Annotated in this window: 20 protein-coding genes; 10 read left to right on the top strand and 10 right to left on the bottom strand. The window is 65.7% G+C overall.

Going from position 1 to position 19317, the window contains the following annotated elements:
* Positions 1-8: 8 nt before the first annotated feature.
* Entirely contained in the window at positions 9-926 is a 918-nt protein-coding gene (gene efeU, locus AC4JJG_RS01645; RefSeq protein WP_495399253.1) for an iron uptake transporter permease EfeU, read from the bottom strand.
* A 407-nt stretch (positions 927-1333) separates the two neighbouring features.
* On the opposite strand from efeU, the gene AC4JJG_RS01640 reads away from it, so the two are divergent.
* The 8 genes from AC4JJG_RS01640 (at position 1334) to AC4JJG_RS01605 (ending at position 8877) form a co-directional block, all read left to right on the top strand.
* Positions 1334-1954, top strand: a complete 621-nt coding sequence (locus AC4JJG_RS01640; protein ID WP_495399254.1) for a SipW-dependent-type signal peptide-containing protein — start codon at positions 1334-1336, stop codon at positions 1952-1954.
* 91 nt (positions 1955-2045) lie between these two features.
* Positions 2046-2660, top strand: a complete 615-nt coding sequence (locus tag AC4JJG_RS01635) for a signal peptidase I (protein ID WP_495399255.1) — start codon at positions 2046-2048, stop codon at positions 2658-2660.
* Positions 2661-2701: 41 nt separating this feature from the next.
* Complete coding sequence (locus tag AC4JJG_RS01630) at positions 2702-4240, top strand: cutinase family protein (protein ID WP_495399256.1); 1539 nt, start codon at positions 2702-2704, stop codon at positions 4238-4240.
* A gap of 336 nt (positions 4241-4576) precedes the next feature.
* Positions 4577-5296, top strand: a complete 720-nt coding sequence (locus AC4JJG_RS01625) for a lytic transglycosylase domain-containing protein (protein ID WP_495399634.1) — start codon at positions 4577-4579, stop codon at positions 5294-5296.
* 126 nt (positions 5297-5422) lie between these two features.
* Complete coding sequence (gene eno / locus AC4JJG_RS01620) at positions 5423-6706, top strand: phosphopyruvate hydratase (protein WP_495399257.1); 1284 nt, start codon at positions 5423-5425, stop codon at positions 6704-6706.
* A gap of 13 nt (positions 6707-6719) precedes the next feature.
* On the top strand, positions 6720-7400 hold the full coding sequence (locus AC4JJG_RS01615; protein WP_495399258.1) for an FtsB family cell division protein: 681 nt from the start codon (positions 6720-6722) through the stop codon (positions 7398-7400).
* Positions 7397-7927 (top strand): DUF501 domain-containing protein, encoded by a 531-nt coding sequence (locus tag AC4JJG_RS01610; RefSeq protein WP_495399259.1) that lies wholly within the window; start codon positions 7397-7399, stop codon positions 7925-7927. Before AC4JJG_RS01615 ends, AC4JJG_RS01610 begins: the two co-directional genes overlap by 4 nt.
* Positions 7924-8877, top strand: a complete 954-nt coding sequence (locus AC4JJG_RS01605; protein ID WP_495399260.1) for a Ppx/GppA phosphatase family protein — start codon at positions 7924-7926, stop codon at positions 8875-8877. The genes AC4JJG_RS01610 and AC4JJG_RS01605 overlap by 4 nt, the downstream gene beginning before the upstream one ends.
* 22 nt (positions 8878-8899) lie before the next feature.
* On the opposite strand, the gene AC4JJG_RS01600 is transcribed toward AC4JJG_RS01605, so the two are convergent.
* Both AC4JJG_RS01600 and AC4JJG_RS01595 read right to left on the bottom strand, forming a co-directional pair.
* A complete protein-coding gene (locus AC4JJG_RS01600; protein WP_495399261.1) occupies positions 8900-10435 on the bottom strand; it encodes an HNH endonuclease signature motif containing protein in 1536 nt (511 codons plus the stop codon).
* Between the two features lie 282 nt (positions 10436-10717).
* A complete protein-coding gene (locus AC4JJG_RS01595; protein ID WP_495399262.1) occupies positions 10718-11266 on the bottom strand; it encodes a maleylpyruvate isomerase family mycothiol-dependent enzyme in 549 nt (182 codons plus the stop codon).
* A 66-nt stretch (positions 11267-11332) separates the two neighbouring features.
* Here AC4JJG_RS01595 and AC4JJG_RS01590 point away from each other — a divergent pair, with 66 nt between their 5' ends.
* A complete protein-coding gene (locus tag AC4JJG_RS01590; RefSeq protein ID WP_495399263.1) occupies positions 11333-11779 on the top strand; it encodes a MarR family winged helix-turn-helix transcriptional regulator in 447 nt (148 codons plus the stop codon).
* Positions 11780-11904: 125 nt separating this feature from the next.
* Here the strand turns inward: AC4JJG_RS01590 and AC4JJG_RS01585 are convergent, their stop codons facing one another.
* From AC4JJG_RS01585 to AC4JJG_RS01555, 7 genes are all read right to left on the bottom strand, one after another.
* Entirely contained in the window at positions 11905-12363 is a 459-nt protein-coding gene (locus AC4JJG_RS01585) for a hypothetical protein (RefSeq protein ID WP_495399264.1), read from the bottom strand.
* 163 nt (positions 12364-12526) lie between these two features.
* A complete protein-coding gene (locus AC4JJG_RS01580; RefSeq protein WP_495399265.1) occupies positions 12527-13036 on the bottom strand; it encodes a DUF4395 domain-containing protein in 510 nt (169 codons plus the stop codon).
* A 97-nt stretch (positions 13037-13133) separates the two neighbouring features.
* Positions 13134-14966 (bottom strand): DNA helicase RecQ, encoded by a 1833-nt coding sequence (gene recQ, locus AC4JJG_RS01575; protein ID WP_495399266.1) that lies wholly within the window; start codon positions 14964-14966, stop codon positions 13134-13136.
* A 10-nt stretch (positions 14967-14976) separates the two neighbouring features.
* Positions 14977-15618 carry a hypothetical protein gene (locus AC4JJG_RS01570; RefSeq protein WP_495399267.1) on the bottom strand — a complete coding sequence of 214 codons (642 nt, stop codon included), beginning with the start codon at positions 15616-15618 and terminating at the stop codon, positions 14977-14979.
* Between the two features lie 50 nt (positions 15619-15668).
* Complete coding sequence (locus AC4JJG_RS01565; RefSeq protein ID WP_495399268.1) at positions 15669-15986, bottom strand: hypothetical protein; 318 nt, start codon at positions 15984-15986, stop codon at positions 15669-15671.
* Positions 15987-16065: 79 nt separating this feature from the next.
* Positions 16066-17283, bottom strand: coding sequence for a fatty acid desaturase family protein (locus AC4JJG_RS01560; protein WP_495399269.1), 1218 nt, complete (start codon positions 17281-17283; stop codon positions 16066-16068).
* A 1-nt stretch (position 17284) separates the two neighbouring features.
* Positions 17285-18358, bottom strand: a complete 1074-nt coding sequence (locus AC4JJG_RS01555) for a ferredoxin reductase (RefSeq protein ID WP_495399270.1) — start codon at positions 18356-18358, stop codon at positions 17285-17287.
* Between the two features lie 186 nt (positions 18359-18544).
* On the opposite strand from AC4JJG_RS01555, the gene AC4JJG_RS01550 reads away from it, so the two are divergent.
* Complete coding sequence (locus tag AC4JJG_RS01550; protein ID WP_495399271.1) at positions 18545-19225, top strand: TetR family transcriptional regulator; 681 nt, start codon at positions 18545-18547, stop codon at positions 19223-19225.
* The last annotated feature ends 92 nt before the right edge of the window (positions 19226-19317 follow it).

Here is a 19317-nt window from a genome sequence, read left to right as displayed (position 1 = left end):
ATTTCCTTTCAGGCGCCGGCGTTGGTGGATGCCGGGGTCTCGTCGACCGCATCGGTGGTCGATGCGGGTGCCGCGGGCGTGGGCTGCACGCGATTGCGGAGGAGGAACAGTGTCATCACGACGGCGAGGTAGATGCCCCAGGCGAGCACCTGCAGTACCGACGGATCGGGTCGGAAGTTGAAGATGCCCGCGAGGATCGTGCCGTACCAGGACGACTGGTCGTAGTGCGCGGAGATGTCGAAGGCCGGTTGCTCGAGGAACGGCAGCCAGCCGACGGTCTGCAGGGCGCGGACGCCGTAGGCGAGGATGCCCGCGGCAACGACGATCAGGAAGGCCCCCGTGTAGAGGAAGAACTTGTGGAAGTTCAGCCGGATGGCACCGCGGTACAGCAGGATCGTCGCGATCACCGCCACGATGATGCCGAGCAGCAGGCCGACCAGCGGCCACAGGCCACCGGCGACGCTCTCCGCGTAGCCGACCATCAGCAGCGCCGTCTCGAAACCCTCACGTCCGACCGCCAGGAAGGACAGGCCCATCACCGAGATACCGCCCGTCACCAGTGCGCTGGTCATCCCGGCCTTGAGGTCGGAGGAGATATGCGCCGACGCCTTGGCCATCCACAGAACCATGAAGGTGACGATGACGACCGCCACCAGCGACGCGATGCCCGCGATGAGTTCGGCGGTCAGACTGGTGATGGTCTGCGTGCCGAAGTGGATGATCACGAAGATCGCGATGACCATGGCGACGGCGGCGGCGACACCCGCCCAGATCCACTTCAGTGCGTCGCGACGATCGGACTTCACGACGAAGGCGATCAGGACCATGACGACGATGCCGGTCTCGAGGCCCTCACGGACTCCGATCAGACCGCTGCCGAACATCTGGGCGAACACCGATGGCGCACCGCCTGCGGCGAGGAGCATGTGTTCCCCCTTTCGGGTTTGGTGAGGCTAACAGAAGGACACTAGCGCCGACGGTGCCCGTCATGAAACTCCGGTACCGATTTGTCCGAGTCGTCCGATTATCGTGTCTCGCAGGCGGTGGCGGATCCGCCACGAGGCGATCTGAACAGGGGCTTTGTGCCCGACTTCGGTCGCACGGGTGCGCCCCGCGGTGCACGTCGACGGGGTGGGTAATGGCGCGACGAACAATGATTTGTTCCCCATTCTAATAAATAGCGGGACAATTGACCCATAAATTGGTATCGGCGAATGGATTGCGAATTCTGCTATATCCGGTGAGGGATTCTGAATTTTCGGCCTGTTCCGATGAGGTGGCGCGCTAATGTTCGTTTACCGGATGGTCACTCACCTGAAATGGGGTACCGACATTGGAAACGAAACAACCCACCCGTGCCACCCGGAAGCGCAGAGCGATCCTCGCCGCCGGCGCAATCCTCGGCATCGGTGCACTCATCATTCTCGCCGCCTGGAACGACACCATCTGGGGTGACGGGCTCTTCGGCACCGGCGAGAAATCGTGGAATGTCCAGGGCAGCTTCGACGCCGGCAGCACGTGGGACGAGTTCACCACGCAGAATGAATCCGGCACCATGCGGTTCGATCTGCAGGACATCCACCCGGAGAACATGATGCCCGGCGACTCGGTGCATGCGCTGGTCGGCATCCGGGAAACCGAGGGCTTCCTCGATGCGTCGGTGATCGTGGCTCCGCCGCTGACTGATCCCGGAAACACCCTTGGGGAGGCGCTCATGGTGCGGATCGTGGATCTCGGTACCGCTAACCCGGGCTCCTATGCGGGCACCGGCGGCACCCAAATCGCCAGCTACCCCATCGCTCATGGCGTGCCGTCGGCTGCGGTCTCGGTCGGGAAGGGTGCGGAACACTGGCTCGGCTTCACGGTGACATTGCCGGTGGGGACCAATCCGTCGGGTCTGGCACGCACGGTTCCGGCGTGGTGGGAGTTCCAGGCGAGCAGTGTGGAGCCGTGATGATGAGTGGTGAATTGATCACCGGCGTCCTTGCCGCTCGACTGTCGATTGTCCGGCGACCAGTGTTCGGCATTCCCGGAAAGGTCTTTCCATGACCGAACTAACCAATTCTGATTCACATGCCCCGGCTGCCGAATTGTCACGCGGCCGGACGGCGGGGGAGAAGGTGGCGGATACCGTCCTGACGGTGTTGGCGATCTTCGGCACGATATGTATCGCTCTGGTGATCGTCGCCTTCGTGTTCAATTTCTCCATCATTCTGTTCAAGACCGGTTCGATGGAGCCGGCCATTCCCCAGGGGTCGGCGGCGCTGGCGCGGGAGATCCCGGCGAGCGAGATCCGGGTCGGGGATGTGGTGACCGTCGAACGTGGCGACGATCAGTTGCCGATCACCCACCGCGTCACCGAGATCCGGCGGGAGGACGACGGTCACTATCTGATCGCCATGCGCGGTGACGCGAATCCGCTGCCGGATCCGGCGATGTACCGGGTCACCGAGGTGCGCAAGGTGCTGTGGCATGTGCCGGGGGCCGCGGTCTGGATCGTGTGGCTGTCGAGCCCGATCCTGCTGGTCGCCATCGTCCTGGCGGTCGCCTTCCTGGTGGGCTGGGCGTTCTGGCCGGAACGCGAGGACGACGACGGTCCACCGCCGACGGATACGGCGCCGCCGACATCGGACGACGACCGCGAGGTCGTGCCGGTCTGACGACCTTCCTGGCGATATCCGGAGCTCCGGGGAGGTTCGCGATGCCCAGGCGTGCGACGACACTGCTGAAGGGGACGATCATCGTCGTCTTCGCTGCGATGTTCTTCGCGCCCTCCGCATCCATTCCGGTCATCACCACCGACGCCGCCTGGCGGACCCAGGTCTGGGGTGGCGCCACCTTCGGGCGCGGACAGTGGACCCAGGGCTATGCGCGGGCCGTCGCCGGCACCTTGGACAACGAGTACGCCTCGCGATCGGAGCGGACACACCTCAACCCCGGTACCACGGTCACCGGCTGGGGCAGCTATGACATCACCGCGCTGGCCTTCCGCGGTCGGGCCCAGGGCAACTCGACGGTCGTCTTCGATCCCGGTGCGACCGGGGAGCGCGGGGCGAACTCGACCGCCACGATCCGGAACTTCGAGCTCAGCTACGGCGTGATCACGCGTGCCGTCCGTGCCGAGATCGTCGGTGATCTCACGACGTCCGTCCGGTGTCCGCTCGACGGGAGCCCCACCTCGGTGACCGCCCCCGCGGGCGCCTCACTCGTATTGCGTGGCACGACCAGTCAGACCATTGCCATCCCGCCACCGAACGGATTCACCTCGATCGACGTCAGCGGTCTCGGATTCCGGCTGCGCGGCACCCTATCGCACAACCGGACCATCACCGACCGCACCGCCAAGTCGGAACTCGTACTCGACCTCAATGAGACGCAGGTGGCGGTCCTGCCGGTCTGGGACATCACCACCACGCTTGTGCGCGCCGAATGCAGCACCACCCCGGACGTCCGCGAGATGGACATCCACGACACACTTGTCGTGCGGGAGCCTGAGCACGGAGCCGATTGCCGCCCTTACCTTCTCGGTATCGGAGGGGACGGTCAGCGCGATGCCGAACAGCATGGCCGTCCGACGTTCATCGGCGATGTTCTGAAGCGTTACCAGGAGACCGCGCGCACCGAGTCGCTCGACTATCCGTCGTCGGTGTGGCCGCTCGGGCCGTACACCAAGGACGAGTCGGTGAGTGTGGGTACGGAGTCGGCCATCGACGCGATCGACGACTACCGGGAGCAGTGTCCGGAGGGGAAGGTGGTGATCGTCGCGCATTCGCTGGGGGCGGAGATCGCGGGCAATATCTCCGATCACGCCGATCATGTGGTGCTCTTCGGTGATCCGCGTGCGCCGGGCGGCATCTATTCGGCCTTCACCGGAATCTTCCCGGGGATCTCCGGGCCGGGGCCGCGCACACTCGGCCCGAACACCGTCAGTGTCTGCAACGAGTACTCGCTGATCTGCGATGCACCCGCGCCGTGGATCGATCCGATCCACTTCGGATTGTCGGTGCAGGGCTACCTTTTCGGCCGCCACAACTACGACTACAACGTCGACGCGGCCCTCGGTCTGCCGCCGGGCCACTATTACTACCAGCGCCGCAATCCCAATCCGGTTTTGCCCGAACACACTCCGAACGTGCTGCCCGCGCCGCCGCCGGGTTTCCGCTTCCCGTTCCCGTTCCAGCTTCCGCCCTGGCAGCCCGGCCCCCTCCCGCATCTCGGCAACCCGCGACCACCTCGCTGACCGAGTGGTGGTGCGCGAGTGTGGGATCTCGATACGCGGGCTCGCTCCGCTCGCGCGTTACTCGATCAGCGGGTGTGGATCGGGCTCGTGCGCGAGGTGGCTCCGGATGCTGATCGAGTAGTTCGGGGCGCCAGCCGAGAACGTATCGAGTTCCCGCCCACCTGATTGCATGGGGAACCAATACGCGGGCATCGTCGTTTTCTGCCTGACAAGATCGACAGTGCATCCCGGGCTTCCGGCCGAGTCGCGGCCGACGGGGGCGTCGGCGCATGACTGCAGGGAGCACGGATGAACGGGTCGGACCGCGCGCGAGCGCGTGGCATCTCCCGGTGGGTGATGGTGCCGGTCATCGCAGTGGCCACGGTGCTCGGTGCGACGGCCTGCCTCGACATCCCGTCGATCAACCGTCCGGAGATCCCGGAGGGCATACCGCCTGGTCCCGGGACTCCTCAGCCGTTCATCAATATCAATGCGCCAGGCCGCACCGCCGAGCTGATGCGGCCGTGGGCCCGCCCGATCGCCGATGGCACCGGCATCCCGTTGGTGTCGGTGGAGGCCTACGGCAATGCGGCCGAGATCCAGCGGCAGCAGCATCCCGAATGCGGCATCACCTGGACCACCCTGGCCGGCATCGCCGGGGTGGAGAGCAAGCACGGGACATACCGGTCCTCCCGCGTCGCGCCGAACGGTGACGTGTCACCCGAGATCCGGGGTGTCGCGCTCGACGGCACCAAGGGCAACATGCGGATTCGCGACACCGACGGCGGCCGGTTCGACGGCGACCGCGAACATGACCGTGCGATGGGGCCGTTCCAGTTCATTCCGGAGACCTGGCAGCGGTACGGCGTCGACGCCAACGGCGACGGTCGCGTCGACCCCGACAACATCGACGATGCGGCGCTGTCCGCCGCCCGCTACCTGTGCGTTTCCTCCGGCGGCGACATGACCACGCCGGAGGGCTGGGAGAAGGGCGTGATGGTCTACAACCGGTCGATGGCCTACGTCCTCGACGTCCGGGATCACGCCAACGCGTACTCTATCAACGTCCGCTACTGACCGCCGCGCGGCGTCGCGGGTGTCCAGTCGGTCCCTTGGGTGTATCCCGCGCTGACGCAGCCATTAGGCTCTGACGTGTAGGTCGCCGAGACGTGACAACTCCGAAAGTGTGAAGGGGCGAAAGCTGTGGCAATGATCGAACAGGTGGGCGCACGCGAGATTCTCGATTCGCGGGGCAACCCGACGGTCGAGGTCGAGGTTCTGCTCGAGGACGGCACCTTCACCCGTGCCGCCGTCCCGTCCGGCGCGTCGACCGGTGAGCACGAGGCCGTCGAACTGCGCGACGGTGGCGATCGCTACCTCGGCAAGGGCGTGACCAAGGCCGTCGAGGGTGTCCTCAACGATCTGGCTCCGGCCGTCATCGGTCTGGAGGCCGAAGATCAGCGGCTCGTCGACCAGGCGCTGCTCGACGCCGACGGCACCCCCGACAAGGGGCGGATCGGCGCCAACGCCATCCTCGGTGTCTCCCTCGCCGTGGCGAAGGGCGCGGCCGAGTCGGCCGGTCTGCCGCTGTACCGCTACATCGGCGGCCCGAACGCACACATCCTCCCGGTTCCGATGATGAACATCATCAACGGTGGTGAGCATGCCGACAACGGGATCGACTTCCAGGAGTTCATGATCGCCCCCGTCGGCGCACCGACCTTCAAGGAGGCGCTGCGGTGCGGCGCCGAGGTGTACCACGCACTCAAGTCGGTTCTGAACAAGCAGGGCATGAACACCGCACTCGGTGACGAGGGCGGTTTCGCCCCGGATCTGCCGAACACCGAGGCCGCCATCGCGGCGATCGGCGAGGCGGTCGGCAAGGCCGGCTACACCTTCGGTCGTGACGTGGTAATCGCGCTCGACGCCGCATCGACCGAATTCTTCACCGACGGTGTCTACAAGCTCGAGGGCAAGGACCTCGACGCGGACGCGATGATCGCCTTCTACGAGAAGCTCGTCGCCGACTTCCCGATCGTGTCGATCGAGGACGGCCTCGCCGAGGACGATTGGACCGGTTGGGCCAAGCTCACCGAGGCCATCGGCGACAAGGTGCAGCTCGTCGGCGACGACCTGTTCGTCACCAACCCGGAGCGCCTCGAACGCGGCATCGAAGAGGGCGTCGCGAATGCGCTGCTGGTGAAGGTGAATCAGATCGGCACCCTCACCGAGACCCTCGACGCCGTCGCGCTCGCGCACAACAACGGCTACAAGACGATGATGAGTCACCGGTCGGGTGAGACCGAGGACACCACCATCGCCGACCTGGCCGTCGCCTGCGCGAGTGGACAGATCAAGACGGGTGCTCCGGCGCGCAGCGAGCGCGTCGCGAAGTACAACCAGCTCCTGCGCATCGAAGAGGGATTGGGAGATGCGGCACGCTACGCGGGCGACCTCGCCTTCCCGCGTTTCTCCTTCGGTTCGTGATTAGCTAGAACCCATGACATCAGGTGGACGCCGGGAACGAGCGGACCGTCGTGGCTCAGCCACGCGCGGTAGCGCTCGTCCCCGGCGTCCCGGTGTCGGGGGCGAACGACTCCGCACCGTCCGATCGGGGACCCTGGGCGTCAGTGCCGCGCGCCACGGGCGGGGACTCGACGCCGAGGACCTGACCATCGACGATCAGCTTGCCGACGAGTCGGGTGATGCCGCGCTCACCGAGACCGGTGAGCAGCCGATCACCCGGAGTTCCCGCGTCTCCCGTGCCCCACGGCGATCGATCGCCACGACCGTGCTCACCCACTGGGAGCGGGTCGATCCGAAGCGTGCGATCGTTTTGGCGCTGGTCCTGAGCGTGGTGGCGTTGACTCTCGCGATGCCGGTGCGCACGTACTTCTCGCAGCGGTCCGAGTTCGAACAACTGCGCGCGAGCAACGAACAGCTGGTTCGGGATGTGGCCGATTATCAGCGCAAGGTCAACGAGCAGGGTGACCCCGCGTACGTGGAGGCGAAGGCGCGGGAGCGACTGCAGATGGTCCGCCCCGGCGACAAGGCCGTCGTGATGATGTTCCCCGGTGACGATGCTCGCAAGGAGGCCGAGAAACGGGCCGAGGCCAAGGCACGTAATCCCTGGTACGGCAATCTGTGGGACGCGGTGGCCACGCCGCCGAAGACCAAGTGAGCGCGTCCGCCGACGACCTCGCCGTCATCGCGGCCCAGCTGGGCCGGGAACCGCGTGGCGTCATCGAGGTCAGCTACTACACACCGGATGGTGTGCCCGCCGTGGTGAAGACCGCCCCCCGATTGCCTGACGGCACACCGTTTCCGACGCTCTACTACCTGACCGATCCGCGACTCACCTCGGAGGCGAGCCGGCTGGAGTCGGCCGGTGTGATGAAGGAGATGACGGCGCGTCTCGCCGATGACGAGGCACTGGCCGCCGGATATCTGCGCGCCCACGAGTCGTATCTCGCGGAGCGCGACGCCATCGAGTCGCTGGGCACCGATTTCACCGGTGGCGGGATGCCGGACCGGGTCAAATGTCTGCATGTGCTGATCGCGCATTCGCTGGCGAAGGGGCCGGGACTGAATCCGCTGGGCGACGAGGCCGTGGCGCTGGCCGCGGCAAATGGCTTGCGGGGCAGTGCGATTCCCGCGGACTGGCCGGAATTCGATCAGGAAGCAGCGGATCAGGAAACGGCCGGGTGAGCGGGCCGGTCGTCGGTGCCGTGGATTGCGGCACCAACTCCATCCGTCTGCTCGTCGCACGGCCCGACGACTCGGGGCGCCTGGTCGATGTGCACCGGGACATGCGGGTCGTCCGGCTCGGTGAGGGCGTCGATGGCACCGGCCGGTTTCTGGATGCCGCCATCGAACGCACCCGGCTAGCGCTCGCCGACTATGTCGAGGTGATGCTTGCCGCCGGAGTCGAGCGTGTCCGCATGGTGGCGACGTCGGCATCGCGGGACGCGTCGAATCGGGACGAATTCTTCGACATGACAAGCGAATTGCTCGGCCGGATCCTCCCGGGCGCGGTGGCCGAGGTCATCAGCGGTGACGAGGAGGCGCGACTCTCGTTCCGGGGCGCCGTCGGTGATCTCGATCCGGCCGACGGTCCGTTCGTCGTCACCGACCTCGGTGGCGGTTCCACCGAAGTGGTGCTCGGTGGGCGCGACGGAGTGACCGCGGCGTACTCGGCGAACATCGGTTGTGTGCGGCTCACCGAGCGAGCCTTGCCGTCGGATCCGCCGACCGCCGAGGAGATCTCGGCCGCAACAGAATTCGCGCGCGATCGACTGGCGGAGGCCTTCGCGGTGGTGCCCGTCGAGCAGGCACGGACCTGGGTGGGGGTCGCCGGGACCATGACGACCCTGGCCGCGCTCGCTGCGGGACTCCCGGAGTACGACCCGGACGCCATCCATCTGTCGAGCGTCTCGTTCGACGACCTGACCCAGGTGTGTAATCGGCTCATTGCGATGACCCGGTCCGACCGTGCGGCGCTCGGTCCGATGCATCCGGGCCGTGTCGACGTCATCGGCGGCGGCTCCCTCGTCACCAAGGAACTCGCCCGTGTGCTCGGTGAGCGTGCGGGCATCGACCGGCTCGTCGTCAGCGAGCACGACATCCTCGACGGCATCGCGCTGGGCATCCTCGACTGACTGCCGAAGATTCGGCAGGCGGTCAATAAGGCGGCGGATTGTTCGCGGTCCATTCGGCCTGTTCGTCGTCGACTCGCTCACGTCGGCGGCGCAGCGCGATATCGATGCGTTGCCGCGCAGGATGATCCGGTGGTTGGCGCGGTACCAGGGTGGGGAAGAGGTCGCGGCCCGCGAATGCGTTGCCGACGAACCGATGACCGGTCGGTGATTCGAAGGTGATGGTGCCGAGTGCGTCCTGCATGTCGCGCCACCGACCGAACGTCTTCATCCGGTGATGGAACCGGCAGAGCGGCTTCAGGTTTCGGCGTACCGTCGGACCACCGGCGTGGGGATCGTTGCGGTTGAACGGATCGGTGTGGTCGAGGTCGCAGTCGTGGACCTGGTTGGCGCATCCAGGAAAGGTGCAGCTGATCTCCCCGACGCAGATGAGGTTGCGGAGTTTCCGGCCGGGAGCGTAGCGGAGTGCCGATCGTACGGATTCGTCGCGGTCAGGGTTGATCATCGTACGGCGCGCCTCGGCGAGGAGCGAACGCATCGTTTCCGCGTCGATGATGCCGCGGCCGTCGAGAAGTCCGGGCTTCTCGTCGAGGCCGACCAGCGTCGACAGATTGACGATGATGTGGAAGGTCGGGCGCGGTGAGCAGGCCGTGGTGTGCTCGTCGGCGGTGCTGATAGCAGGCGTAGGTGCAGGTTGAGCGGTGCAGTCATCGCAGAGGCAGTCAATTGCGCTCTGGCCGTGGGCAAGTGCGAGCAACGCATCGGCGCGGCGCTGTGCCTTTGTACGTGGGTCGGCACGGTGCACGCCGTCGGCCATCACGGTGAGACGTGCATCGATTGCGGCACCAGATTCGATGGGCATGCTCCCGGAGATCCGTGACTGTCCGGGTGTGAAGCGATCGGGTCGGATGCGGACACCGCGATCGGCGTCGACGAGTTCGCGGCGTCGTCGGACGGCGGCGGCATCGAGCCTGCTGACGATCGAGTCGACCAGCGCCGTGAACCGGGCGACCGACATCTGATCGCGTGCGAACAGGGCCTCGGCGAGGTGAGCGTCGATGTCGCGGATGGTGTTCTCGGCGCACAGGTCGGTGCGTCGCACGGCAATGAGGAAGCGGTGCAGGTCGATTCGGCCGCATGCGAGGGCATGTCCGGTGAAGATGAGCCGGTAGCGCAGAGCATGTGCCGACTCGATCAGCTCCCTGGCCCTCGACGGCGTGACCGTCAGGACCGCGCCGACATCGGCGATGGCCCGCTCAAGTCCGTTCGGGCCGAACTGTTCCCGTGGGTTCTGGCCTGCCGCAGCGAGTTCCGTGAGCTCTTCCAGCGTCCGTGAATCGGTGTGCTCACGAGTCGAATCGCCGGCCAGTTCGCCGACGTAGTCCTCTTCGTGCTCGTCATGTATCTGCCCGATGGCTTGCAGCATCCGATAATCGGCCGATGCTCGGGTGGCCGCACAGTGTGCGATGACCTCGATCAGTTCACGCTTCGACAACCGATCGTCGTCGGCCAGGCGCCCGAGTACGAGCGTCGGGTCCGAGGGGAGCGGTGTCGTGGTCATGAATAGAACATACATTCGACCACCGACAAGATCGGTCGATCGGGCGACAATCGGATGCGCAGTGACGCCTGCCTCGAAACCTCGGGGCCATCGTGGGGCGGCTCCCAGCGTTCGCGAGCGCCGACTCCCACACCGAATTCACGTGACAGCCAGGCCGAGTGGATTATCCAGTCGGCCAACCTGTGTCGTGAATTTTCTGTGGGAGTTCGGGCCTTGCTCGAGGCTCGGGCATTCGCCGTTGGTCGACTGGGCTTCGTCGTCGCGACGCCCGGAGCCCGCCGATCAGGCCGCGTGTGTACGGCCGGTCAGTGCCAGCACCTGATCGAAGGCCTCCGGCCCGACGGTTGAGTCGGATCCAGGTGTCGCGGAGGGCGGCAGGGTGCGGACCGCAAGGAGTACGCGAGCGGCGACTGCGGCGTCCGGGCGGAAGGGAAGACCGAGTGCGTCGGCGATGTCCCAGATGTGCAGGATGGTGTCGCGGATCATGATGTCGTAGGCGTCGATGATGGTGCGGGCGTGACCATCAACAGGGACGGTCTGATCGTCCGCGGCCGATGAGAACCCCTCCTCGACGAGCTGGGCGGAACGGCGGTACACATCGTCGTATCCGGTCCCGTACAGGTTCGGGGCGGCGGCTTCGGGAGTCTCCAAGGACTGGGCGTCGTCTGCGAAAGCCGCAGCGAGAGTGCGGTTCTGGTCGACCAGATGGTCGATGAGTGAGCCGAGGGTCCATGGTGGTCTCGGTAATTGTGTGCTCAGGTCGCCCTCGGTCACCTCGGACAGGTAGGCGGTCATTTCCGCGGTGGCGGCGCGCAGGGTGGTTACATTCATGGGTGTCCTCGCATTCGGCATCGACGAGATCGTCTACCACGGTAGATGAATTGAGGAGGTCTGTCCATGCCTGACAACGCAACCGACGGTACGTCCGATCGTTCGGACCTGGCGGCGCTGATCGCGCGCATCATGCCGCGGCTGATGGAGCTGGAGACCCCGATCCTCGAGGCGGCGGGAATCTCCATGTGGGAGTACGCGATCATGACCGTGCTGGCCGAGGGCGATGCGATGTCGCAGATCGAATTGTCGAAGCGTTCAAAGCGCGATCCGACCCGGCTCGGCCGGCATCTCGACGACCTTTCCTCGCGTGGCCTTGTCGTTCGGGAGCCGGCGACCGACCAGCGGAGATTGTCGGTGAGGCTGACCGACGAGGGGCGGGCGGTGCACGCGAGAGTCAGGACGACGATTCATGAGGCTGAGGATGCGTTGCTGGCGACGGAGTTCTCTACCGCCGACGCCCGTCGGGTGAGGACGCTGCTGTCGAGGTTGGCGGGGGCATGTGAGCGGTGATGTGTGCTCGCGACCTTCGCCGACTTCGAGGAACCGGTATCCGTGCTCGGGAGTGAAACAGACCGATCAGCGGACCGACAGTGCCCAGGTCGCAATGGCGGTGCACGCCACGGCAAAACGTCCGCTCACTCCTGTGGACTGCGATGTGACGACAGCATGACCTGGAGGAAATAGGGGATGCTGTCTTGTTCACCATTGTCGACGCGTTTGAACGCCTTACCGATCGGGTTGGCGGCATTCTCCTCAGGACCGATGACGACGGGCATGGTGTCGAAGAATTCGACCAACCCCCAGGCATACCCGTGATTTCGTACGAAAATCTCACCGATATAGCAGCCGGCGCAGAAGACGGTCTCAGCTGTGATGTCTGAGCCGTCGGACCGAAAACCGTGCAGGATCTCGTCGACGACGGTGAGTGAGGCATCGGTGTAATCGAGATCGACGTTGCTGACATTGGCTGCAGCTCGGACGAAGATCTCGGCGTGCTGGGGAGCCATGTCCGGAGTCGGGGGATGCTGGAGACGTAGACCGCGACCATCCCACGCCGGTCCTACCTGATCCTCTGTGTGCTCGTCGACGCCCATGCCGACGACGCTATCCCGGCTTCCGCATTCGGTGCATCATTCAATCGTTGGACTACGACCTCGCGTCGGCAGGGATTCGCCGGTGGGTCCCTGGCGGACACCGCTGCGCACCGCAGATTGTGTAGTGCAATCCGGCCGCCTGAGCGGTGACGGGTGTGGACGATCAGCTCGCGACAGGCGCCCGCAGCGAGATGTTGTTGCAGGCCTCGCAGACGGTCTCCGGAATGACCCCGCGACGTTGGAGGAAGCCGAACGCTACGCAGCCGAGGCACAGGCCGAAGACAGACTCGAGCGTGGCCGCGACGATCAGCAGCCCCACGACGATCTGCGCACCCAGGCCGAGGCCGAGAAGCGACAGCACGAATGCGGTGCCGCTGAACACGAGTCCGATCGTCTGGGCGAAACGCTTCGGCGGGCCGGGGACGAGCTTCTCCTTACGGACGATCTTCGGCACGATCACATGGACCGCGAGGCGGCCGAAGGGCGAGTAGCGCGGTCCGCCCGCGACGCGCAGCAGGAAGCCGAGAGCGAGGATGCCGTACACGATCGGGTGATTCACGACGATCGCCACGATCGCGAGCAGAACGACCAGCCCTGCCGTCGACCGGGCGGCGTAGTCGTTCACCGGGTTGGGAAAGCTCAGCAGCGAGCGGGGCGAGAATGTGTCGGACACACGAACCTCCTGAAAATGCGCATCTCACCGTAGGCAACGCCGGTGGGTGGGGCAATTGTTTCGCGCACCCTGGGACAAACCTCACCCGGGTGGGTGATCAGGCGGTTTCGTCGTAGGCGGCGAGCACCGACAGGACGTCGTCGCCGTACTGCTCCAGCTTCGCATCACCGATGCCCGACACGGTCCGGAGTTCCGTCGGTGTCGACGGCCTGCGTGCCGCGAGTTCACGCAGCGTCGCGTCGTTGAAGACCACATACGGCGGCACCCCGCGGCTCGACGCCTCCTTCTTGCGCCACGTCCGCAGGTGTTCGAACAGGCCGCGATCGGTTTCCGGAAGTTCGTCGGCGGCGCGACGTCCGCGCGTTCGCGTGGCGCCCGTCGCCCGCACGGGGTCGGTGCGCAGCAGTACCGGCGATTCGCCGCGCAGCACCGGCCAACTCTTCTCGGTGAGCGTGAGCACCCCGTAATCACCGTGCGGCGCAACGACTCCGGTGGCGACGATCTGCCGGATCACGCTGCGCCAGCCGTTCGCGTCGAGTTCGGTGCCGATGCCGTAGGTCGACAACCGGTCGTGGCCCTGTTCGCGGATGCGGGCGGTGTCGGCGCCGCGCAGGATGTCGATGAGGTGCCCGGCGCCGTAGGACTGCCGGAACTCCCGGTCCAGCCGGACAATCGTGGAGAGCAGCTTCTGGGCGGGGACGGTGCCGTCGAAGGTATCCGGCGGCGACAGGCAGGTGTCGCAGTTGCCGCACGGCTGCGCGTCCTTCTGTCCGAAATACTGCAGCAACTGCACGCGTCGGCATCCGACGGTCTCACACAGGGCCAGCATCGCATCGAGGTGCTGCTGCTGGACCCGCTTATGGTTGAGATCCCCGTCGGACTGATCGATGAGCCTGCGCTGCTGCATGACATCGGCCAGCCCATACGTCATCCATGCCACCGACGGCTCACCGTCGCGGCCCGCGCGACCGGTCTCCTGGTAGTAGCCCTCGACGCTCTTCGGCAGATCGATGTGGGCGACGAAGCGCACGTCCGGTTTGTCGATACCCATGCCGAAAGCGATGGTCGCGACCACCACGACACCGTCGGCGCGCAGGAATCGTTCCAGGGTGTCCTGGCGCACCGTGCGCTCGAGGCCCGCATGATAGGGCATGGCGTCGATTCCGTTGGCGCGCAGGAATTCCGCGGTCTTCTCCACCGAAGCACGACTCAGCGCATAGACGATGCCGGTGGCCGGTTCGCCGTCCACGGTGCCGTCGGTGCGGATGAAATCGAGGAGCTGCTTGCGGGGCTCGGCCTTGTTGACGATGCGGTAGGTGATGTTGGGGCGGTCGAAGTCGGCGACGAAATGCCGTGCGTCGCCCAGATGTAACCGCTCGGTGAGCTCGGCGTGGGTGCGTTCGGTCGCGGTGGCGGTCAACGCGATCCGCGGCACATCCGGCCACAGTTCGGCGAGCTCGCCGAGCGCGAGATAGTCGGGGCGGAAATCGTGGCCCCACTGCGACACGCAGTGCGCCTCGTCGATGGCGAACAGCGCGATGGGGGCCTGCTGCAATAGCTTTCGGGCGCCCGCGGTGTTCAATCGCTCGGGCGCGATGTACAACATCTCCAGGCGTCCCGACCGGAACTCCTCCTCCACACGAGCACGCTCCTCGGGGCTCTGCGTGGAATTCAGGTAGGCCGCATGAACGCCCGCCTCGCGGAGTGCCGCCACCTGATCGGCCATCAACGCGATCAGCGGTGACACCACCACGCCGCAGCCGTCGCGCACGAGTGCGGGGACCTGATAGCAGAGGCTCTTGCCGCCGCCCGTCGGCATCAGCACGACGGCATCGCCACCGTCGATCACATGACCGACGATGGCCTCCTGATCGCCACGGAACGACTCGTAACCGAAGGTCGACCGCAGCACCTGCCACATGTCCGCCATGGGCACAACGTTACTGATGCGGACCCACAGGATTGGCCGGCGGTGGGGGAGGGGCCTGCGGCGGCATCTGTCTGTGCGGCATTCCCGGCGGAGGACCATTGAACGAATGCGGAACGAAGGCCGGTGATCCGGCGGGCACGCCCGGCAATCCCTGAGTGAACTGCGGTGACGTGGACGGTGGCTGTCGTCGCTTGCGGTAATAGCCCCAGCCGAAGCAGGACGTGATCAGCGTTGCAAGCGCGAGGATTGCCAGGAGCAGGGGCCAGATCCAGGCGAGAAGGAAGATGATGTGGGGGTACTCGTAGCCGATACCCACGGTGCTACCGAACGAGAGCACGCCGGTCAGATGTATTGCCACGACGTGGACGACCAGAACCACGAATGTCAGGGCGAGTAGAAGAATGCTCGCGACTCGGCCGGTCATCCGGAAGAGCGACACGACGGCGCCTATCAGCAGCAGTCCCGCAAGGACGCCCAGGGTCAACCATGCGACGCTCAGGAAGCGCTCCGGGACTGTGGCCCACGTACTGGTGGCCGTGTGATAAACCCACCTGGCCTCGTTGCCATTGGCGAAGTAGACGACCCAGGTGATCGTCGAGTAGAGGAGGCCACCGAGTGCAACCAGGAGGGCTCCGGCCGCCGGCGCGGTCACTGAGGCAGGTCGCCGCACCCGTGCAGGTGCAGGCGGTGTGACGCCGAGGGTCACGCGTTCTCGGGATCGATCGGCGGGGTCTCGATGTCGGCGGCGTTCTCCACCTCGATGAACTCGGCCGGACCGTCGATCTCGTCGAGTTCATCGGGGTCGGCAAGTTCGGCATCGATGATGCCGCGATCGGCGTCGAGTTTCGCCTTGCGGGCGGCGTCGCGCATCTCGAAGCCGTCGGTCACCAGGTCGCCGACCTCCCGGGCGACGTCAGCGACGGCTCCGGTGATGATGGTGGCGATACGGCCGACGTGCGTGGCCGCGGACTCGACGAACTCCTGCGCGAGATCCTTGTTGCGTTCGAGACGGTCGACCATGATGTTCCCCTCGGCAGATGGTCGGTGGTCGGTGTGCACCGAGGATACCCGGTGCACACCGGCCGATCAGGCCGCCGCCTCAGGCAGCGGACGTGGACTGCTCGCGTTCGACGGTCACGACGATGTCGTTGTCATCGCGCGTCATGAAGTTCGGCAGCGACAGCTTGGCGATCTTCTTCCATGTCGAACCGAGCTGTCCGCGCAGCGAACCGGTGTTGTACGGCAGGCCGTAGCGCTCGCAGATCTCCCGCACCTCGCCGGACATCTCCGGATAGCGCCCTGCGGGCACGTCGGGGAACAGGTGGTGTTCGATCTGATGGGACAGGTTGCCGCTCATGATGTGGAACAGTGGGCTGCCCTCGATGTTGGCGGAGCCGAGCATCTGCCGCAGGTACCACTGTCCGCGGGTCTCGTTCTCACATTCCTCGGGTGTGAATGTCTGTGCACCACTGGGGAAGTGGCCGCAGAAGATGATCGAGAACGTCCACACGTTGCGGACCAGGTTGGCGGTCGCGTTGCCCAGCAGGGTCGGGATGAACAGCGGTCCGGTGAGCGCCGGGAACACCACGTAGTCCTTCAGGACCTGGCGGCCGGCCTTGCGCCACATGCCTTTCAGGAGCCCCTTGACGTCGGTCCACTTGCGCTTGCCCGCGATGATGTTCTCGGTCTCCAGGTCGTGCAGCATGACACCCCACTCGAAGAGCAGCATCAGTGCGGTCGCGTACCCGAGGTTGCCGAGGAAGTAGGGATTCCACTTCTGGTCGCGGGCCATGCGCAGGATGCCGTAGCCGATGTCGCGGTCCTCGCCGAGGATGTTGGTGAAGGTGTGGTGCAGGTAGTTGTGGCTGTGCTTCCACTGATCGGCGGGACACACGGTATCCCACTCGAATTCGCGGGAATTGTAGGTGTCCTCACGCATCCAGTCGTACTGGCCGTGCATCACGTTGTGGCCGATCTCCATGTTGTCGAGGATCTTCGACACGGAGAGTGCGCCCACCGCGGCGACCCAGACCGGCGGCAGGAAGCCGAGGTACATCAGTGCGCGGCCGGTGATCTCGAATCCGCGCTGCGCCCGGATGATCGAGTACAGGTAGTCGCGGTCACGCTCGCCGACGTCGGCCATGATGCGTGCGCGCAGTTCGTCGAGCTCGCGGCCCATCGCCTCGACCTGCTCGTAGGTCATGGTGATGTTCTTCGGATCGCGCGGCTCGATGACCTCGGTGGGCTGGATCGCGACGACCTCGGTGCCGTGCTCGATGGTTTTGTCGGAGTTGGTGTCCGGAAGTGTGGTGGTCATGTCATACCTCGATTTCCACGTCGCCGACGGGAGCGTTGATGCAGAGCTGGATCTGGGTGTCGGCTTCGCTGTCGGTTTCGCCGGTCAGCACGTTGCGGGTGCAGCCGGATTTCTTGATGGCGGTGCAGGAGAAGCAGATCCCCATCCGGCAGCCGGATTCCGGGCTGAGCCCGGCCGATTCGGCCTGATCGAGGATCGTGCGGCCGTCATTGGCCGCCGAGCGCCCGGAGCGGGCGAAGGTGATCTCGCCGGACACGGGTGCGTCCGGGTCGATCGTGATGGGGGCGGCGAGGACGAAGGCCTCGCTGTGCAGGCGCTGCGTCATCCCCGTGGCGTCGTAATGGGCGGTGATTGCGTCCATCAGGGCCGGCGGACCGCAGACGAACAGTTCCGCGTCGTCGGCGATCCCGTCGAGATGGTCGCCGGTGAAGTGATCGTCCTTCTCGCCGCGCGTGTAGTGCAGGCGGATGTCGAGCGCCGGCTGCCATGCCGCGAGGGCGGCGAGCTCGTCGCGGTAGGCCACATCGGCCGGCGTGCGGGCGTAGTGGATGAACCTGATCGGCCGGTCGTAGCCGTTTGCGACGAGTGTTCGCAACATTGAGAGCACAGGTGTAATGCCACTGCCGCCGCTGACGAACACGGCGGACGGGGGCGGGGTGTCCGGAAGGACGAAGTCGCCGGTGGCCGCGGTCAGACCGACGACCATGCCCGTGCGGGCGTGTTCGCGCAGATGCTGCGAGACCAGGCCGCCGTCGTGCGCGGTGATCGTGAGTTCGATGTCGCCGGTGTCCTGCCCCGCTGCATTGGCGGGTGAGTAGCAGCGTGTCTGCCGGACACCGTCGATGACCACGCTGAGCTGGATGTATTGACCTGCGCGATGTCCGGTCCACTGCCGAGTGGGGCGCAGTGTGAGGCGGACGGTGCGATCGGTCGGGCGCGCGACCGCGACGACTTCGGCGCGCAGATCGCGCCAGGTCAGCATCGGGTCGACGAGTTCCAGGTAGCGGTCCACCGGGTGCGGGGTCAGGGCTGCCTCGACGATCGACCCGACGAAGGCGGGAAGTCGGATGCTCATGGGCTGGCTCCGTTTCGTGGGTGGGTGGGAGTACGCCGTTTTCAGTGAACGACTGTACACATGAAAGTGTGCCATGTGTGCCGGGCGGCTCGTCAACCCTCACTTCGTGTGACGGCAGTCACGGGAATGTCGGGACTGGTCGCCCGCAGTGATGTCGCGGTATGGCACGGGACATAGACTCGACTTATGGCCCGCACCCCTCGCTCCACGTCACGCGCGTTGCGCGATGACGGCGCCGAAGGCGAGAGTCGCGCCGAACGCAAGGGCCGGACGCGACAGGCGTTGCTCGACGCCACGATGGAACTGGTGGCCGACCGCAGCTTCGGTGGCATCAGCCTGCGTGAGGTGGCGCGCGGCGCAGGGATCGTGCCCACGGCCTTCTATCGGCACTTCGGTTCGATGGAGGATCTCGGCGTCACGCTCGTCGAGGATTCGATGCGGGTACTGCGGCGCACGCTCCGTGAAGGCCGGCGCGATCTGGCCGCCCGGGATGCTTTGCCGACCGCCCAGAACTCGCTCGACATCCTGCTGCGCCACGTCGAGAACGACGAGGCGCCGTTCCGCTTCCTCATCCGGGAACAGCATGGCGGCGTCTCCGAGATCCGGCGTGCGATCGACACCGAATTGCGGCTGTTCGCCAAGGAACTGGCCATCGACCTGGCTCGATTGCCGGATCTGGCCTCGTGGTCGGCGGACGACCTGGAAACCGCCGCCACATTGATCGTGACGATCATGCTCACCGCGATCGCCGACATCATCGACGGCGACTACCGGGGCCGCGCGGCCGAACGCGAGATCGTCGAACGGGCCGAACGGCAACTCGTGATGGTGTTCCTGGGCATGGCGGCCTGGCGGTCCGATCACTGACCGCACATGACGAGACGCGAAGGCATCCTCCGGAAGTAGTAAGAACTGCACAAATACCCCGTATGTGATGGGGCACAGAACTACTCTTGGTC

The sequence above is a fragment of the Gordonia sp. B8661-1 genome (assembly GCF_059427765.1).
The sequence above is the reverse complement of the archived record's forward strand: the minus strand, read 5'-3'. Positions and strand labels throughout refer to the sequence as shown.

Excerpts from the sequence above, each read along its gene's own strand:
- efeU (WP_495399253.1), bottom strand. The coding sequence starts at position 926 with ATGCTCCTCGCCGCAGGCGGTGCGCCATCGGTGTTCGCCCAGATGTTC.
- AC4JJG_RS01635 (WP_495399255.1), top strand. The coding sequence starts at position 2,046 with ATGACCGAACTAACCAATTCTGATTCACATGCCCCGGCTGCCGAATTG.
- AC4JJG_RS01630 (WP_495399256.1), top strand. The coding sequence starts at position 2,702 with ATGCCCAGGCGTGCGACGACACTGCTGAAGGGGACGATCATCGTCGTC.
- AC4JJG_RS01625 (WP_495399634.1), top strand. The coding sequence starts at position 4,577 with ATGGTGCCGGTCATCGCAGTGGCCACGGTGCTCGGTGCGACGGCCTGC.
- AC4JJG_RS01615 (WP_495399258.1), top strand. The coding sequence starts at position 6,720 with ATGACATCAGGTGGACGCCGGGAACGAGCGGACCGTCGTGGCTCAGCC.
- AC4JJG_RS01600 (WP_495399261.1), bottom strand. The coding sequence starts at position 10,435 with ATGACCACGACACCGCTCCCCTCGGACCCGACGCTCGTACTCGGGCGC.
- AC4JJG_RS01595 (WP_495399262.1), bottom strand. The coding sequence starts at position 11,266 with ATGAATGTAACCACCCTGCGCGCCGCCACCGCGGAAATGACCGCCTAC.
- AC4JJG_RS01590 (WP_495399263.1), top strand. The coding sequence starts at position 11,333 with ATGCCTGACAACGCAACCGACGGTACGTCCGATCGTTCGGACCTGGCG.
- AC4JJG_RS01585 (WP_495399264.1), bottom strand. The coding sequence starts at position 12,363 with ATGGGCGTCGACGAGCACACAGAGGATCAGGTAGGACCGGCGTGGGAT.
- recQ (WP_495399266.1), bottom strand. The coding sequence starts at position 14,966 with ATGGCGGACATGTGGCAGGTGCTGCGGTCGACCTTCGGTTACGAGTCG.
- AC4JJG_RS01565 (WP_495399268.1), bottom strand. The coding sequence starts at position 15,986 with ATGGTCGACCGTCTCGAACGCAACAAGGATCTCGCGCAGGAGTTCGTC.
- AC4JJG_RS01560 (WP_495399269.1), bottom strand. The coding sequence starts at position 17,283 with ATGACCACCACACTTCCGGACACCAACTCCGACAAAACCATCGAGCAC.
- AC4JJG_RS01555 (WP_495399270.1), bottom strand. The coding sequence starts at position 18,358 with ATGAGCATCCGACTTCCCGCCTTCGTCGGGTCGATCGTCGAGGCAGCC.
- AC4JJG_RS01550 (WP_495399271.1), top strand. The coding sequence starts at position 18,545 with ATGGCCCGCACCCCTCGCTCCACGTCACGCGCGTTGCGCGATGACGGC.